Here is a 15,980-nt window from a genome sequence, read left to right as displayed (position 1 = left end):
TGGAAGCCGACCTTACGACTGCTTCGCAGTCGGACGCAGCCTCGCACGGCTCGTCAGCTGCTACGGATACCTACCCCGCGTTGTAGCAGTTGACGAGTAGAACGAGGCTACGTTCGAGCGCGCAGCGGTCGCAAAACCCGTACACGCGGTATGCCTGATTAATCGTGGAAGCCGACCTTACGACTGCTTCGCAGCCGGACGCAGCCTCGCACGGCTCGTCAGCGACTACAGATTTGCGACCATCTCCGTGTTGTAGTCGCTGACGAGTAGTACGAGGCTGCGATCGAGCGCGAAGCGGTCGCAAGACCGGTACACGCGGTGTACCTGATAAACCGAGGAAATGGACTTTACGACTGCTTCGCAGCCGGACGCAGCCTCGCACGGCTCGTCAGCGACTACATTCGCCACCCACTTCATTGAAACGCCAGGGGATCATGAAGGGTGTTTCAAGCACTGTTTTCGAAACCCCTTTCCGCGGGCCGCTTGCGTTATGAACGCCCCCCCTGCGTGGCGCATCCCGTCACTCGGCATAGATACTCTGCAACAGCGCGTCATGGACACTGGCTTCGTGCATGACCATGTGCGGCAGCAACACTTTTGCCGATGTGGCGATCTCATCGATCAGCACTCGCGTCACGTCGGACAACGGGCTGGCCAAGGCTGAAATCAAACCGAAAAAGAACGGGACGTTGCAGGCAATCGGGCGCACTACCACGCCTTCCAGTGGCACCCCCATGGCGGTAAAGGGATCGACCAGCGCAATGCCCAACCCGACTCTGGCCATCTGCATGGCCACCAGTGAGGTATTGGTGTCGAGCATATGGGGCATCGGCCCGCCTGCATCATGGAATGCCTTGTCCACCCGCCGACGAAAACGATACGGATTGGCCATGGTGATCAGCGTCTGCTGTGCCAGCAATTCCATCGGCAGTTCTGCGTACGAAGCCAGTGCGCTGGTGGCTGGCAGCACGGCGACGCAGGGCGCCTCGCCGATCCAGTGAATGTCCAGGCCGCGATGTTCCAGCGGCAGGCTGACAGCGCCCAGGTCCATGGTTTTGGACAGCACCGCCTGCACCACATTCTCCGGTGACATGCTCTGCAACTGGATCTGCTGCGGACGCAGGTTCTCAGGCAGGCGTGCCAGGGCCGCCGGCAACAAGCCTGCTGCCAGCGCGGAAATCGCGACCAGTTTGATTTGATGATTTTCATCCCGAACGATGTGTTCCGCGCGCAGCCGGATGTTGCGAACCCCTAGCAGGGCGCTTTCTACTTCGGCGTACATCATGAACGCTTTGTGGGTGGGCGTGACCTTTGGCCCGCTGCGCTCGAACAGCGCAAACCCCAGCTCCTGCTCCAGTTCTTGAATGGCCCTGGTCACCGAGGGTTGGGAGCGGCCGAGCATCTTTCCTGCGGCAGTGACACTGCCCGCCGACATCACAGCAGCAAACGCTTCGAGCTGACGCAGATCCATAAACACGCCTTAATCAACACAGAGACTGGCAGGAGCCGGAACACAAGATTCCCTGCCCAGAAGCGAGAAAGTCTACACACAGTTCACCCATTAATCGCGTCAGCAGTCCACTGCGCCTGCTCTGTGGATGACGACTCCCTGCTTGCAGTCATCCGTTACGACCAGCAGGGAACGCCCGCCCTGTCCCAGAATGCTTCGGCCGACTTGCTCAGGGTTGCTTTGGGCCGGGTCAGATGAATGTCCAGGGGGATGTCCCAGCTTTCGTCCAGAGCCCTGACCAGGCGCCCATCCAGAATTTCTTGCTCGGTGAGGCTCTTGGGCAACCACGCCACGCCCTTGCTTTCCATGGTCATGGACATGAGTACCGCGGCCAGGTGGCTGCTGAACAGGGGTTTGAGGTGAAGGTAATCTTCCTTGCCTCGCAGCCTGTGGGCGACGATACGCCCCAGTCCAGACTCGTGGGTGTACGCCAGGTAGGGCAATGCTGCCGGGGAAGTACCGAAGTTGGCGAATGCACTCGCAAGCGGAACAAGAACGTCCTCCCCCACTTTCTTGCTGATGAACTGATCAGGTGCCAGCAAAGGCGGAACGTCAGGATGGCGATGGCAGAGCAAGAACTGAACCTGGCCATGTATCAGCATCTGTTCACAGACAGCCATGCTATCGGAATGCAGCTGCACAGCCTCAATGGGGGCACCGTTTTCTGAGCTTCGAAGCCACCTGGGAAAGAATGTAAATGACAGGGAGTGGGTGGCCGCAAATTGCAGCGACCTGGCGGCCATTCCTGCGACCTCTTGAGCTTCGTTACGCATCCGGTACAAATTTCTGGCCGCTTCCTGAGCGCTCGGCAAGATTTGCCTTCCTGCCTCGGTCAGCGTTGCGCCCTGGGGGGTGCGCACAAACAACTCTACCCCCATCCAGGTCTCCATTGAGCGAACCCTGCGGCTGAAGGCCGGTTGAGTGACATGGCGCGCTTCAGCGGCACGAACAAAGCTGCCGTACTCCGCAAGCGCTGAAAGATCTTCGAGCCAGACGAGTTCCAAGGGGCCATGCCTCCTGTGCATAGGGTCCGGCATTAATAGCATTGGGCGGGTGTCATCGCAAAGCCTAACGTGGGCCCACAAACAACAAGAGGAACCCGTCATGCGTATCGTAGACATCCGCGAAAAAACCGTTTCCATTGCCTCCCCGATTGCCAACGCCTATATCGACTTTTCCAAAATGACCTGCTCGGTCGTCGCAGTCATCACGGATGTGATTCGCGACGGCAAACCCGTCATCGGCTACGGTTTCAACTCCAATGGTCGCTATGGTCAGGGCGCTCTGATGCGCGATCGCTTCCTGGCACGCATCCTGGAAGCTGATCCGGACACCTTCGTCGACCATGACAACAACAACCTGGACCCGTTCGCCATCTGGAAAGCCCTGATGACCAACGAGAAGCCCGGCGGCCACGGCGAGCGCTCGGTCGCCGTTGGCACCCTCGACATGGCGGTCTGGGATGCCGTGGCCAAGATTGAAGGCAAACCGCTCTACCGCCTGCTGGCTGACCGCTACCGTAACGGCGTGGCAGACGACAAGGTCTGGGTCTATGCCGCAGGTGGCTACTACTACCCCGGTAAAGACCAGACCAAGCTCAAGGCAGAAATGCAGAGCTACCTGGATCGTGGCTACGACGTCGTCAAAATGAAAATCGGTGCAGTGCCGCTGGACGAAGATATCCGTCGCATCGAAGCGGTCCTTGAGGTGGTTGGCGACGGCCGTCGACTGGCGGTCGATGCCAACGGTCGTTTCGATCTTCAGACCGGTATCGCTTACGCTGAAGCCATCAAGAAGTACAACCTGTTCTGGTACGAAGAGATCGGCGATCCTCTGGATTACGCACTCCAGGCGGAACTGGCCAATCACTATGAATTGCCCATGGCAACCGGTGAAAACCTGTTCTCTCACCAGGACGCCCGGAACCTCCTGCGCCACGGCGGTATGCGCCCTGATCGCGACTTCCTCCAATTCGACTGTGCCTTGTCTTACGGGCTAGTTGAATACATGCGCACCCTGAAGGTGATGGAAGAAATGGGCTGGTCTTCCCGCCGCGTCGTTCCCCATGGCGGTCACCAGATGTCCCTGAACATCGCAGCAGGCCTGCACCTTGGCGGCAACGAATCCTACCCGGACGTTTTCCAGCCTTTCGGCGGGTTTGCTGACGGCATCCGTGTCGAAAATGGCTACGTCGGCCTGCCGGATATTCCGGGGGTTGGCTTCGAAGCCAAGTCCGCCTTGTACGCAGTCATGCGTGAGCTGGGCGAAGGCTGATCACCTTCAAACTGCGGTCTCTTTTACCGGAGCCGCAGCCTCGGGCTGTCCCCCACTGACGCCCGGCCACATGCCCATCACAACAATAAAATGAGGTGCTTTCGTGGAAATATCCAAGTCCCGCTGGTACAGCCAGCTGTATGTCCAAGTACTGATCGGTATCGTGATCGGTGCAGCCATCGGTTACTTCATGCCTGATATTGGCGCCAAGCTCCAACCTTTTGCCGATGGTTTTATCAAGCTGATCAAAATGCTGTTGGCGCCCATCATCTTCGGCACGGTTGTGGTCGGTATCGCAAAGATGGGCAGTATTAAAGAGGTCGGACGCATCGGTGTGAAAGCGCTGATCTACTTCGAGATTCTGTCAACCATCGCCCTGGTCGTCGGCCTGATTGTGGTCAACATCGTGAAGCCTGGCGTCGGCATGAACATCAACGTCAACGCCTTGGATGCAAGCGCAATCAGTAAATACAGCCAGGCCGCCAGTGAGCAAGGTGGCACCATTGAATTCTTTCTCAACATCATCCCGCACACGTTCATCGGCGCATTTTCCAATGGCGTGATGCTTCAGGTCATCCTGCTTTCGGTACTGATGGGCGTTGCCCTGGTGCAAATGGGCGAGACCAGCAAGCCGCTCATCAACACCATTGATCTGTTCCTGCAAGGCCTGTTCAAGATCGTTGCTATGGTCATGCGCCTGGCGCCGATTGGTGCGGGGGCTGGCATGGCCTTCACCATTGGCAAGTACGGGATTGGCACCTTGCTGTCACTCGGTCAATTGCTGATCGCGCTTTACATCACAACCTTGATTTTCATCGTGGTGGTGCTGGGGACGGTTGCCAGATGGTCGGGGATGCCACTCATGCACTTTCTTCGATATTTCAAAGATGAAATTCTGATCACCCTTGGCACCTGCTCAACCGAAGCGGTACTGCCGCGGATGATGGTGAAGCTTGAAAAGCTTGGCTGCAAAAAATCAGTCGTGGGCATGGTGTTGCCAACGGGGTATACCTTCAATGCCGACGGCACCTGCATCTATCTCACAATGGCCGCCATTTTTATCGCCCAGGCGACCAATACACCCTTGACGTTCGTGGACCAGATGATTCTGCTCGGTGTCTTCCTGCTCACGTCCAAAGGCTCGGCTGGCGTGGCGGGCGCAGGGTTTGTGACGCTGGCTGCAACGCTCACCACCATCCACTCCATTCCTCTGGTCGGGCTCGTTTTACTCCTGGGCATTGACCGCTTCCTGAATGAGGCGCGGGCCGTGACCAACCTGATCGGCAACGGCATCGGCACCATCGCCATTGCCAAGTGGGACAACTCGTTCGATGTCGAGGCCTGCGAACGCGAAATCGCCGCAATGCAACACGAAAAGGCACAACGGAAAGCCTTGCTGGCGCAAAAATAGCCCGCACTGCACTCCGGTCACGGCGCGTCAAAAAAGCGCTATGACCGGAGTGCGTTACAGCGTTCATTCAATCAACGGGCGATCACTCTTTACTCAAATCCACCAACGGCGTCTGCCGCACTTCGGTCCCACGTCCGTCCTGGATCGATTTGACCTGATGCAACGCCTTGTCCACCGCCGGTTTGTCAGCCAGCAATGAGTAACTGATGCTGAACTGGCGCTGTTCTTTGGGGCCAATGGTCGGGACCAGGTTCAGCGGCCTCTGGTAACGGCGGTTGTAGGAAAAACTGGTACCTGGCTCAAGCCCGGTGACATAGCCCTGGCCCTTCGTATCAGTGTTTTTCCACAGCGAGAACACCGGCAACTGCTGGACATTGAAGCCGACCGAGACGCCGAGGCTGGCGTCCTTGTTGTGCAGTACCGTCAAGGTGTTGCCCTTGGCATCACCGTAAGGCACCACGTTGTACACGGTTTCATCGTAGTCAGGGGTCGGTGCGCGATACGTCTGCCAGTCGCCAAGGTCAGCTTTGGCCTTGTCATTGAAAGGAGACACCTGTTTGACCGGTGCCGCAAAACGGGCGCCCTCCTCCAGAAACGGCGTGCTGAAGTTGCTGTGGTACAGCGCTTGGTACTCTTTGGGGTAATCACCGTTGTTGGTCAACGTGTCATTGAGCACAAAACGCGCCGCACCCGGTTCAGTGACCAGCTCCGTTTGCACGCTGAAGTCCACTTTTTTGAACGCCTGCTCTTTCAACTCACCGCGCACATGAATGGCATAGGGCGGGGTTTCGTCGATATGCACCGTCACCTTGCTGGCAGGGATGTTCGCCGCTCGACCGTGCAAGGTCAGCAACTCGCCATTGTCCATGCCCGGATGGCCTACCCATTCGTAGCCACAGCGGGCGACCAGTTCGTTGAAACCTTCAAGCCAACCCAGGCCACCGCGACCGTTAAGCTCTATGAACGCGGGATTGACCACATCCTTGACCGGCGAATCCCACCCCATCCGCGCACTGCCGACCTGGGCACTGAGCACGTTCATGCCCCGCGTCGGCACCACCGTCAATTTCATCGTGCCGTTATCGATGTCGATCAGACTCACGCCTTCCTGACGACCGCCGTGCAAGGTGCGCAGGGTGATTGAAAAGGGCTTGTCGACCTTGAGGCCGAGCTGCTCGCTGGTAATACGCTGATTGCTGGCAGGCTTGTCGCTGTCGAGCAGCACAAAGTCCCAGGCAAACGCGTGAGTTCCAAAGGACAGGGCTGCAATGGCGCAGGTCACGGGAAGCAGTTTCATGGCGGATCCTTTCTTGGAATTATAATTCGCTGACTAGATGAATCGTTTCAGCTTGCAGCGAGTCTAGCTCCATTTTTAGCGGCGGTGTAGCCAGGATGAGGGGATGAGCGATGCAAGCGCAGCTCGCAAGGCATGAATGGGCCAATGAGATTTGACGGTCTGTCCGAGCGCCCGGGGCGCTCGTCAGACTCATTGCAACGTCAAGATGGGGCGCCTTGCTCAACCCGGCACATACAACCTGGCCATCACTTGCAACAATCGATCATCGTCACCCGCCGCGCCAATCACCTGCAGCCCCACCGGCATCCCCCTCACCTGCCCCGCAGGCAGGCTGATCGCTGGCAACCCTGTCAGGTTCCAGGCACTGGTGTGGCTGAGTACCGCGGCACGCACATCAATATCCTGCTCCCCTACCCGAACTTCACGGGCATCAACCTCAGTCGCGGTGATCGGCACGCTGGGCGAAACCAGAAAGTCATAACGTTCAAACAAACGCGCCAATGCCGCCTTGTACTGCGCCTGACTGGCCTGGGCGCGGATGTATTGCCAGCCCCTGACCTCCCGGGACAACTCCAGCCGTTCGCGTACTTCCTGATCGAACAGTTGTGGGGCCTCGTGCATGCGCTCGGCATGCACGTCAAAGGCTTCGGCACGTTGCAGGGTCAACAGGGTGTCTTTCATCCCGGCCGCCAGGGGTGCCACTTCGCCGGTGTCCTGCAACCCGTTGCCAAACAGCTGCTGCGCCACCTGATAGACCTGCCGGTCCACTTCGGCATCCACCGGGCCGAAGCTGCCCGACGTGATCCAGCCCACCCGCAGCGAATGCACGTCGGGCGCCTTGGCGACCGGGCGACCGGCGATGACTTCAAACAGCAGCCGCGCATCCTCGACACTGCTGGCAATCGGGCCCACATGGTCGAGGCTCGACGACAGCGGGAAAACCCCATCCAGCGGCACACTGGCAAAGGATGGCTTGAAGCCGACCGCTCCACACAACGCCGCCGGAATCCGGATCGACCCTCCGGTGTCGGTGCCCAACGCCAGCGGCACCATGCCGCTGGCCACCGCCGCCGCGCTGCCGGCGCTGGAGCCTCCCGTGATGCAACGGGCATCCCAGGGGTTACGTGCCGCACCTTGCAATGAACGGTCGCCGGTCGGGCCGTAGGCAAATTCGTGAGTCAGGGTCTTGCCGACAATCACGGCACCCGCCTCACGCAAACGCTGCACGCACAGAGCATCCCGCCCCGGTGTGCAGCCCTCGAAATGTGCCGAACCATAAGTCGTCACGTAATCAAACGTATCGATATTGTCTTTGACCGCTATCGGTATGCCTTGCAGCGGACCCAGGTCCCGGCCTTGGGCAAACAGCTCATCGGCCTTGCGGGCCTGGGCCAGTGCGACGGGGGCGTCGACCTGAACGAAGGCATTGAGGACCGGATTCAGGCGCTCGATGCTGTCCAGGGCTGCCTGGGTCAGTTCGACACTCGTCAGGCTCCCTGCGCGAAGGCGCTCGGCCAGCGCGATGACCGATTGGCCAAGGAAATATCCAGCGTGGGTAGGCTTCGCCAGGTTCATACACTCAACTCCATCAAACAACTGCAGGGATAGGGGACGTGACCGACTGCCGACCGCCCGGACGCACCATCAGCATTGCGCTCATGCCCAGTGCCGTCGCCACCGCAGCCGCCACGAACATCGACGAGTAGCCGTATCGAACCGTCAGGTAACCGGTGAGCATCGGAGCGATGAACGAAGCGGTGTTGGCGATGAAGTGGGTCATGCCGCTGTAGGCACCGACCCGGTTGGAAGGGGCAGTGTCGATAACAACCGCCCAGTAGACCGAGTTAGGCAGCGCGTTGAGGGCGTTGGCCAGGGTCATCAGGGCAATCACGCCCCATACGGTCTGGGCCTGGGATACCAGAATGAAACACAGCGTGGTCAACAGCAGGCAGGTCGCGGCCAGCCAGCTGCGCGCCACTTTCAGATTGCCGGTGCGGCGCAGCAGCAAGTCGGAGATCTTGCCCCCCAGCAGCACGGTGAAGCAGGCGCCGGTCCACGGAATCATGCCCATGTACCACAGCGACGAGAGGTTGTAGTGAAACTCGTCCTGCAGGTATTTGGGGGTCCAGGTCAGCAACAGGAAGGTCACGTACACAAACGAGAAATACCCGATCGCATTGAGCAACAGATCCTTGTTTTTGAAGAAGTGCCAAACCGGCGCGACACTGGTGGTCGGTGTCGAGGCATTGACGGCCTCGGCGCGCTCCTTGCGCAGGAAATCGAGTTCAGCCTTGGACACACGCGGGTTTTCATCAGGGGTGTTGGTGAACCGTGTCATGAAGAAAATCAGCAGCGCAAGGCTGACCACCCCCAGCACCACGAACATGCTGCGCCAGTCCCCGGTCAGGGTTTGCAGGCCGACCGCTACCGGAGCGGTCAACAGTGCGCCCAGAGGTGTACTGAGCAGGCCGACCGAAACCACGAAGCCCCGCTCCTTGGGTGTGGCCCAGTTGGCCACGCTCTTGTTGATGACCGAGTAGGCCGGGCCTTCGGCAAAGCCGAACATCACGCGGATCGTGGCAAAGCCGGCCATGGCCGAACCGCCCAGAAACGCCAGCCCGAAGTCGCCGGCAAAGGCGGTGGCAATTTCGAAAATCGACCAGGTAGCCCCCGCAATCAACCAGATGCGTTTGGCCCCATAGCGGTCGGCCAGGATGCCGCCGACCAGCGCGCCGAGGATGTAACCGTAACCGAAGTAGCCCAGGACATTGCCCCAATCGGCCTTGTCGAAACCGTACTCGGGAAGAATGCTCGCCGACGCATAGGCAATGGCGCCGCGGTCAATGTAATTGAGCAGTGCCATGAGCATGATCAGGAAGAAAATCTGGTAGCGAAAAGACGGGATAACGGGGCTGTTCATAGGGGATCTGACTCTTCAAGTGATGGCAGAAGTCAAAAAGTCGGCCGGTGTCCACTGATGCCGGTCAGTGTTGGGTGGAGCTCCACCTCTCCCCTGACTGACTGGCATTAGCCGGTGTCGGCGTATTTTTATTGTTTTACCCAAACGTTTGGGTTGGCGAAATGTAGAGCGCAGAAAAGTTTTAGTCAAACGTTTGGGTAAAGATTTATTTCCGGGAAGGTGCGCCCTATTCGGGTAGAATTCGCGCGCTAAACAACGGACTGCCGGAAATCCCAAGAACATGCCAAATCAATCGCGCCCCGCCACCCTGAAGTCCATGGCTACTGCACTGGGAGTGCATGTTTCCACGGTGTCACGGGTGCTCAATGGCGATCCGGCCGGGGTCGAGCGAGCCGCGTCGGCCGAGGTGGTGGCGCGTATTCGAGCATTGGCAAAAGAGCTGGATTATCGACCGAACACGCAGGCATCTAACCTGAAATTGCGTAAAAGTCAGGAAATCTGCGTGCTCATGCCGCGCCTCACCGACCTGGTGATGGCGACCATCTACGACAGCATTGACAGTGCGGCCGAGCAGGCCGGCTACCTCACGTTCGTGTCCAACACCGACGACCAGCAACCGCGTCAGATGGCCCGTGCCGAACATGCCCTGCGCCGCTCGGTGGCCGGGCTGATCGTGGGCGACTCCCATGTGGGAGACACCCAGCCCCTGCTCGACCTGCTGGCACGCAAGCACATTCCCTACGTACTGGTCAGCCGCCAGATCGCCGGGCAACTGGCGGCTTGCAGCGACGATGAGTTGGGGGGCTGGCTGGCGGCCGAGCACCTGTTTCAATTGGGCTGTAGGGATGTGGCGATTCTCGCAGGCGAACGGCATGCCTCCACCGGGGCGGACCGTACTCGCGGTTTTACCCGTTATTACCGCGAGCAAGGCATCACATTGCGCCCGGAGTGGACCCTCAATGGCCCGTTCGACAGCCTCACCGGGCATAAACAGGGCGAGTACCTGCTGGGGCTCACCCCGCAACCGAAGGCGTTTTTCGCGGTCAACGACTTCCTTGCCATCGGCTTGATGGGTGCTGCGCGCGACAAGGGCTTGATGCCCGGCAAAGACATTGCCGTGGTCGGCTTCAACGACATCCCCCTGGCCAGCGAACTGATGGTGCCGTTGACCAGCGTGCGCCTGCCTTTGTCAGAGATGGGGCAACATGCCGTTGAACTGCTGCTCAAGCGCATCCGGGGCGAGGCTGCCGAGTCCATCACCCTGACCCCGCAACTGCAGGTGCGGGCGAGTTCTGCGCGGGTTGTTTGAACCACACGCTCAGGTCGCGTTGACGCTAACGCCTGCTCTGCCCCATTCAATCCTTACTTCTTCTGCCCTTATCTGAAGAAGCAATTTCGAACACCTGAAAATTCTCTCCTTCTTTAGGAAGCGTCTTACATCAATCCGTTTGGTGCCCTGCTAGCTTGCACGGCACTTTTGAGCCTGCTCAGGCTCAGGTATCGCAACGCCCCTTTATCCCCCGCTTAAGGACAAGCATATGTTCGCGCCGGCGAATACTGCGCATTTCACGCTACTGATCCCCTCTGTTCGCAACGACTTCAAGGTCCTGGCCTTTGATGGCACTGAAGCCATCAGCTGCTTGTATGCGATCCACATCGAACTGGTCAGCGAGTACCCCGACTTCGATCTGGAGAGCCTGCTCTGTCAGCCCGCTTTTCTTCAGTTTGACCTCAATGGTGAAGGCATTCATGGGCATATCGAGGAGGTCTTCGTGGGCGAGTCCGGTCGACGCCTGACCCGTTATCAATTAACCCTCGTGCCTGCCCTGCACTACGTGCAGTTCAGCCACAACCAACGGATTTTTCAGCACCTGACGGTGCCGCAGATCGTGGCCCAGGTCCTTAAAGGCCACGGCATCCAGGCCGATGCGTACAGCTTCCACGTCAACACCAGCCCGGAACGCGAGTACTGCACCCAATACGGGGAAAACGACTTCGAGTTCATCCAGCGGTTATGCAGTGAAGATGGCATTTCATGGCACCACCAGCACAGCCAGGATGGCCACCTTCTGGTATTCACCGACGATCAGACCTATTTCCCAAAGCTGGGGGGTACGCCCTACCTGCAAGGCTCCGGTCTGGTGGCGGATCACCCGGTCGTCAGCCAGTTCTCGATGCGTTACAGCACCCGAACCAGCACTACCACACGCCGGGGCTATGATCTAAAACGCCCAAGCCTGTTGCTGCAAAGCCACTTCACTGCCGAGTTCAGCCCTGCGCTTGAAGACTACCGTTACCCGATACCGCACGAGAATGAAAAGCTCGGCAAGCAGCGTGTCCGGCAAGCCCTGGAGCGACACCGCACCGACTACCAGTTAGCCGAAGGCAAAAGCGACCAGCCGACTCTGCGCAGCGGCCACTTCTTCGACCTGACCGAACACCCCCGTAAAGCCTGCAACGACTTGTGGCTGTTGCTCAGCGTGACGCACACAGGCAAGCAACCTCAGGCGCTGGAGGAAGCGATCACCCACGATGTTAACCCCGAAGACGGCTTCACCCAGGGTTACCGCAACACCTTCAGTGCGATCCCCTGGGACGTGTTCTACCGCCCCCCTTTGGTCACGCGCAAATCCGTATTGGTCAGCCAGACGGCCCGCGTTACGGGGCCTGTAGGGGAAGAGATTTTTTGCGATGAATACGGCCGGGTCAAGGTCGAGTTCCATTGGGACCGCGCCGAGCTGGGCAGCGACAAGAGCAGTTGCTGGCTGCGGGTGTCATCCAGTTGGGCGGGGGAAGGTTTCGGTGCGGTGACTATCCCGCGCATCGGCATGGAAGTCGTCGTGACGTATCTGGAGGGGAATCCCGACCATCCGCTGATTACCGGTTGCGTCCCCAACAAGGTCACACCGGTGCCCTACCCCTTGCCCGCGCACAAGACCAAAACGGTACTGCGTAGCCACAGCTCACCCGCCAATGGCGGCTATAACGAACTGTCGATTGAAGACCAGGCCGGGCAGGAGTTGATTCACCTGCGGGCGCAGCGCGACATCGAACAGGTGATCCTCAACGACAGCGACACCCGCATCGGTAACGACCGCCGCGAGCACATCACCCGTGACAGCCACAGCCTGATCAGCAACGACCGCGTTGAGCAGGTGGACAACAACAGCGCCAGCCTGATCAAGGGTGACGAACTGCACACCACCCAAGGCCTGCGTAACACGGTAATCGGTGGCAACGAACTGATCAGCATCACCGGCAACAGCAGCACGACGGCCGACGGCACGCTGGTGATTCAGGCCGGGGCACACGCCCATGTCACTGCCGCCCATGTGGTGATCAATGCCGGCATGAGCCTGACGCTACAGGCCGGTGGTCAACACATCCTCATCACCGCAGGCGGCATTTTCAGCAGCGTGGACATTGTTCAGGGGGGCGCGCCCGTGGCGGGTGTTCCACCGCTGCAAGCCGCCCAGGCACGCTCGGCACAGCCCATGTTCGCTCCGACACTCACCGCCCTGATGGCGGGAACGAAAGTTAAAAACATGGACGCCTGCCCGATTTGCGTGGCGTGCAAAGACGGGCTTTGCCTACCGAATGGAGTGAACTCATGAAGATTGCCTCTGTGCGGCAATGGATGGCAGAACAGCTAACGCTCGGCCACTCGCTGTGCTTGATTCTGGACTCTGAAGGCCAGCGTGCTGCCCGCCAGGCCCTGCTGAAAAACCACGGCCTGGAGCAATACTGCAGGGTGTACAGCGAGACTCCGCTCGCAGACCTCGCTGATGCGGGGCCCTTCATCTTCCTCATCAACAGTCCCGATAACGAACACATCAAAGCGCTGCTTGAGGTGCCTGAACGTAATTGGGGCTGGCTTGCCAGTATTGGCAAAGATGACCTGCCTGCGCTGACCCGGCACTGGCGCGAACGCGTGATTACCGGCACTCGACCCCATCAGGCGCTGTACCGTTTCCACGATAATCGAGCCCTTACCCGTGCCTTGGGGCATCTCCCTGAAGAGGCCCGCCCCGAATACCTGGGGCCTGCGATCAGTGTGTGTTTTTGGCAGGGTTCACAGTGGGCAGTCGTTAACAATCCTGCTCCCGGAATGCATCCGGTACCTGCTGACCCGGCGTGGCTGAACGTCCCAGTGCCCGCGAGCCAGACGATGGCGATGCTTCATTCCAATATCTACCGGTATCTGTGGGCAGAACACAGCGACGAGCTGATGCGACTCAGCCAGCGCCAGGACCCAAGTACCTGGCTCGCAGAACAACTCTCCCAGGCTCGGCAATGGGGCTGGTCCACCCCTGAGCAACTGCACTTTTTGATCATCAATACACTCAAGCCACCCTTGTTGAGCAACTGGCTGCCACATGCCGACGAAGACCCGCAGGTTCACTTCGAGCGCCTTTTGAATGAAGTGAAGTTCTGGTCAGGAGAGCAATCAGCATGATGAACGAACGAGATATGTCTCCCAGGTTCCTGCGGGTCTTGTTTGTGAATGCAATGGCCTTTGTCGTTTCGGGCTGTTCATTGGCACAACCAGAACATTTTACCTTTCAAGCCGAGATGCCTGAAAACTTCACCATTAGTCCAGTGGCGTATTACGCATCGAACTCCGGCGATTCATGTTCCAGTAAAAACCGTATCCAAAGCGGGCAATCCATAGAAACGCGCCCGGTTGAGTTCAAGCTGCCGCTGACGGATACAACCAAGGGTTGTTCAATGGTTTTGACAAACGTGGTGCTGCATATCAGAGGTCAGTGGGGCACTCGTGAACTGGACATGAGTCTGCAAAGGGCCGGTATTTCCATTCGTGATGAGCCAACAGAAAACCTTCGCCCTTTCCCCACATCCGGACCGCTGGTCTTTCAGGGTCAGTGCCAATGGTTTTTCCGCACGATGGGTCCATACCGTTACATCGTAAAAATCTTGGAGTGCCGTGCGCTCGACGCGAATGGCGTCGTGCAAAAAAGCCTGGCGGGCGAAGCGTTACTGCGCGATCAGTTAGCGGGCAAGACTGTGAAGTTGGTGCTCACGGAGGCGAAAGAAGAGCTGCCGTATTTTGATCGCTACTGGATAAAAACGATCAGAGGATGGAAACCATGCAAGGGCAATTGGGGACGCGACATTGAGGAACTCTGTGTAACTCCCCCTCAATTCAAACCTTTCAAAATGCCTGATGGACGTGACTGCACCGTATACCCCAACTGCACCGAATAAGGATATCAAGGCATGAATTCGTATAAATCCATGGAAGATGGGGACAATCCAGCTTTTAGCGGAAAAACATTAGAAAGTTTAAGTGTTTGGCCAGCAGAACATCACTCACAAGTTAGCCCGTCGAGGTGGTCTACCCATGTACAACTGCACTTTTTGGTCATCAACACATTCAATAAAACTGAGTCAACCTTGTTGAGAGGTTGGTTGTCAGTTGCCTACAAAGCTCCGCAGTTTCACTTCGAGCGCCTTTTAAGTGAAGTGAAGTTCTGGTCAGGAGAGCAATCAACATGATGAGCGAACGACATATGTCTCCTCTGTTCCTGCGGGTTTTGTTTGCGAGTGCAATGGCACTTGTAGTTTCGGGCTGTTCAATGGCGCAGACCGAGAGTTTTACCTTTCAAGCCGAGATACCTGAAAACTTCACCATTAGTCCAGTGGCGTATTACGCTTCGAACTCCGGCGATTCATGCTCCAGTAAAAACCGTATCCAAAATGGGCAATCCATAGGCGCGCGCCCGGTTGAGTTCAAGCTGCCGCTGACGGATACAACCAGGGGTTGTTCAATGGTTTTGACAAACGTGGTGCTGCATATCGAAGGTCAGTGGGGTAAACGTGAGCTGGACATGAGTCTGCAAAGGGCCGGTTTGTCCATTCTTGATGAACCAACAGAAACGCTCCGCCCTTTTCCCGCATCCGGGCCGCTGGTCTTTCAGGGCCAGTGCCAGTGGTTTTTCCGCACAGTGGGCTCAAAACGATTTATCAGGAAAATCTTGCAGTGCCGGGCACTCGACACGAATGGCGTCGTGCAAAAAAGCCTGGCGGGCGGAGCGTTACTGCGCGATCAGTTAGCGGGCAAGACTGTGAAGTTGGTGCTCACGGAGGCGAAAGAAGAGCTGCCGTATTTTGATCGCTACTGGATAAAAACGATCAGAGGATGGAAACCATGCAAGGGCAATTGGGGACGCGACATTGAGGAACTCTGTGTAACTCCCCCTCAATTCAAACCTTTCAAAATGCCTGATGGACGGGACTGTTTATTGCCGCGGCCGACCGCATTGGCAAGGAACAGGATGCGCGCTACCTGGGCTGTTCGCTGATTGCCGGAACCAATGGCTGGCCCATCGGCAAAATTGCATCGGCCGACGAGCAGACCATTCTCTACGCTGACATCGACCTCTCGACCGCCCGCAGCGCACCGATCTGGAACAATCTGAACGACCTGCTACGCGACCGTCGTACCGATGTGTATGACGAGCTGCTCGGCTATTGCCATCACCCGCGCTTGCCGCGTTGAGCGGGTGAACATCATGCAGATCTTTTCCGACAGAGAAACCCGCGGGCC

General features: G+C 58.1%; 13 protein-coding genes and 1 pseudogene. 9 read left to right on the top strand and 5 right to left on the bottom strand.

The window, feature by feature from the left end:
- Positions 1 to 520: 520 nt before the first annotated feature.
- Together V6P94_RS14675 and V6P94_RS14670 are read right to left on the bottom strand one after the other, a co-directional pair.
- A complete protein-coding gene (locus V6P94_RS14675; RefSeq protein ID WP_133076806.1) occupies positions 521 to 1,471 on the bottom strand; it encodes a LysR family transcriptional regulator in 951 nt (316 codons plus the stop codon).
- 155 nt (positions 1,472 to 1,626) lie between these two features.
- Positions 1,627 to 2,514 carry a LysR substrate-binding domain-containing protein gene (locus V6P94_RS14670; protein ID WP_338647286.1) on the bottom strand — a complete coding sequence of 296 codons (888 nt, stop codon included), beginning with the start codon at positions 2,512 to 2,514 and terminating at the stop codon, positions 1,627 to 1,629.
- Positions 2,515 to 2,614: 100 nt separating this feature from the next.
- Between V6P94_RS14670 and V6P94_RS14665 the strand changes: the two genes are divergently transcribed.
- Both V6P94_RS14665 and dctA read left to right on the top strand, forming a co-directional pair.
- Entirely contained in the window at positions 2,615 to 3,784 is a 1,170-nt protein-coding gene (locus V6P94_RS14665) for an enolase C-terminal domain-like protein (protein WP_133076808.1), read from the top strand.
- A gap of 103 nt (positions 3,785 to 3,887) precedes the next feature.
- On the top strand, positions 3,888 to 5,195 hold the full coding sequence (dctA, locus tag V6P94_RS14660) for a C4-dicarboxylate transporter DctA (RefSeq protein WP_133076809.1): 1,308 nt from the start codon (positions 3,888 to 3,890) through the stop codon (positions 5,193 to 5,195).
- Between the two features lie 82 nt (positions 5,196 to 5,277).
- On the opposite strand, the gene V6P94_RS14655 is transcribed toward dctA, so the two are convergent.
- From V6P94_RS14655 to V6P94_RS14645, 3 genes are all read right to left on the bottom strand, one after another.
- A complete protein-coding gene (locus V6P94_RS14655) occupies positions 5,278 to 6,492 on the bottom strand; it encodes a DUF4432 family protein (RefSeq protein WP_133076810.1) in 1,215 nt (404 codons plus the stop codon).
- 219 nt (positions 6,493 to 6,711) lie between these two features.
- Positions 6,712 to 8,067 carry an amidase family protein gene (locus tag V6P94_RS14650; protein WP_133076811.1) on the bottom strand — a complete coding sequence of 452 codons (1,356 nt, stop codon included), beginning with the start codon at positions 8,065 to 8,067 and terminating at the stop codon, positions 6,712 to 6,714.
- Positions 8,068 to 8,080: 13 nt separating this feature from the next.
- Positions 8,081 to 9,412 (bottom strand): MFS transporter, encoded by a 1,332-nt coding sequence (locus V6P94_RS14645; RefSeq protein ID WP_133076812.1) that lies wholly within the window; start codon positions 9,410 to 9,412, stop codon positions 8,081 to 8,083.
- A gap of 280 nt (positions 9,413 to 9,692) precedes the next feature.
- On the opposite strand from V6P94_RS14645, the gene V6P94_RS14640 reads away from it, so the two are divergent.
- From V6P94_RS14640 to V6P94_RS14610, 7 genes and pseudogenes are all read left to right on the top strand, one after another.
- On the top strand, positions 9,693 to 10,721 hold the full coding sequence (locus V6P94_RS14640; protein WP_133076813.1) for a substrate-binding domain-containing protein: 1,029 nt from the start codon (positions 9,693 to 9,695) through the stop codon (positions 10,719 to 10,721).
- A 229-nt stretch (positions 10,722 to 10,950) separates the two neighbouring features.
- Positions 10,951 to 13,026: a type VI secretion system tip protein TssI/VgrG gene (locus V6P94_RS14635; RefSeq protein ID WP_133076814.1), complete on the top strand. Its 2,076-nt coding sequence runs from the start codon at positions 10,951 to 10,953 to the stop codon at positions 13,024 to 13,026.
- A complete protein-coding gene (locus tag V6P94_RS14630) occupies positions 13,023 to 13,868 on the top strand; it encodes a DUF4123 domain-containing protein (RefSeq protein ID WP_133076815.1) in 846 nt (281 codons plus the stop codon). Before V6P94_RS14635 ends, V6P94_RS14630 begins: the two co-directional genes overlap by 4 nt.
- Positions 13,865 to 14,638 (top strand): hypothetical protein, encoded by a 774-nt coding sequence (locus tag V6P94_RS14625; RefSeq protein ID WP_338647272.1) that lies wholly within the window; start codon positions 13,865 to 13,867, stop codon positions 14,636 to 14,638. The genes V6P94_RS14630 and V6P94_RS14625 overlap by 4 nt, the downstream gene beginning before the upstream one ends.
- Positions 14,639 to 14,650: 12 nt before the next feature.
- Positions 14,651 to 14,929 (top strand): hypothetical protein, encoded by a 279-nt coding sequence (locus V6P94_RS14620; RefSeq protein ID WP_338647270.1) that lies wholly within the window; start codon positions 14,651 to 14,653, stop codon positions 14,927 to 14,929.
- Positions 14,926 to 15,735, top strand: a complete 810-nt coding sequence (locus V6P94_RS14615; protein WP_338647268.1) for a hypothetical protein — start codon at positions 14,926 to 14,928, stop codon at positions 15,733 to 15,735. Before V6P94_RS14620 ends, V6P94_RS14615 begins: the two co-directional genes overlap by 4 nt.
- A pseudogene (locus tag V6P94_RS14610) lies at positions 15,669 to 15,932 on the top strand (hydratase); the annotation flags it as partial. The gene V6P94_RS14615 and the pseudogene V6P94_RS14610, both read left to right, overlap by 67 nt.
- Positions 15,933 to 15,980: the final 48 nt, after the last annotated feature.

It is taken from the genome of Pseudomonas sp. ML2-2023-3 (assembly GCF_037055275.1).
Taxonomy (GTDB): Bacteria; Pseudomonadota; Gammaproteobacteria; order Pseudomonadales; family Pseudomonadaceae; genus Aquipseudomonas.
The sequence above is the reverse complement of the archived record's forward strand: the minus strand, read 5'-3'. Positions and strand labels throughout refer to the sequence as shown.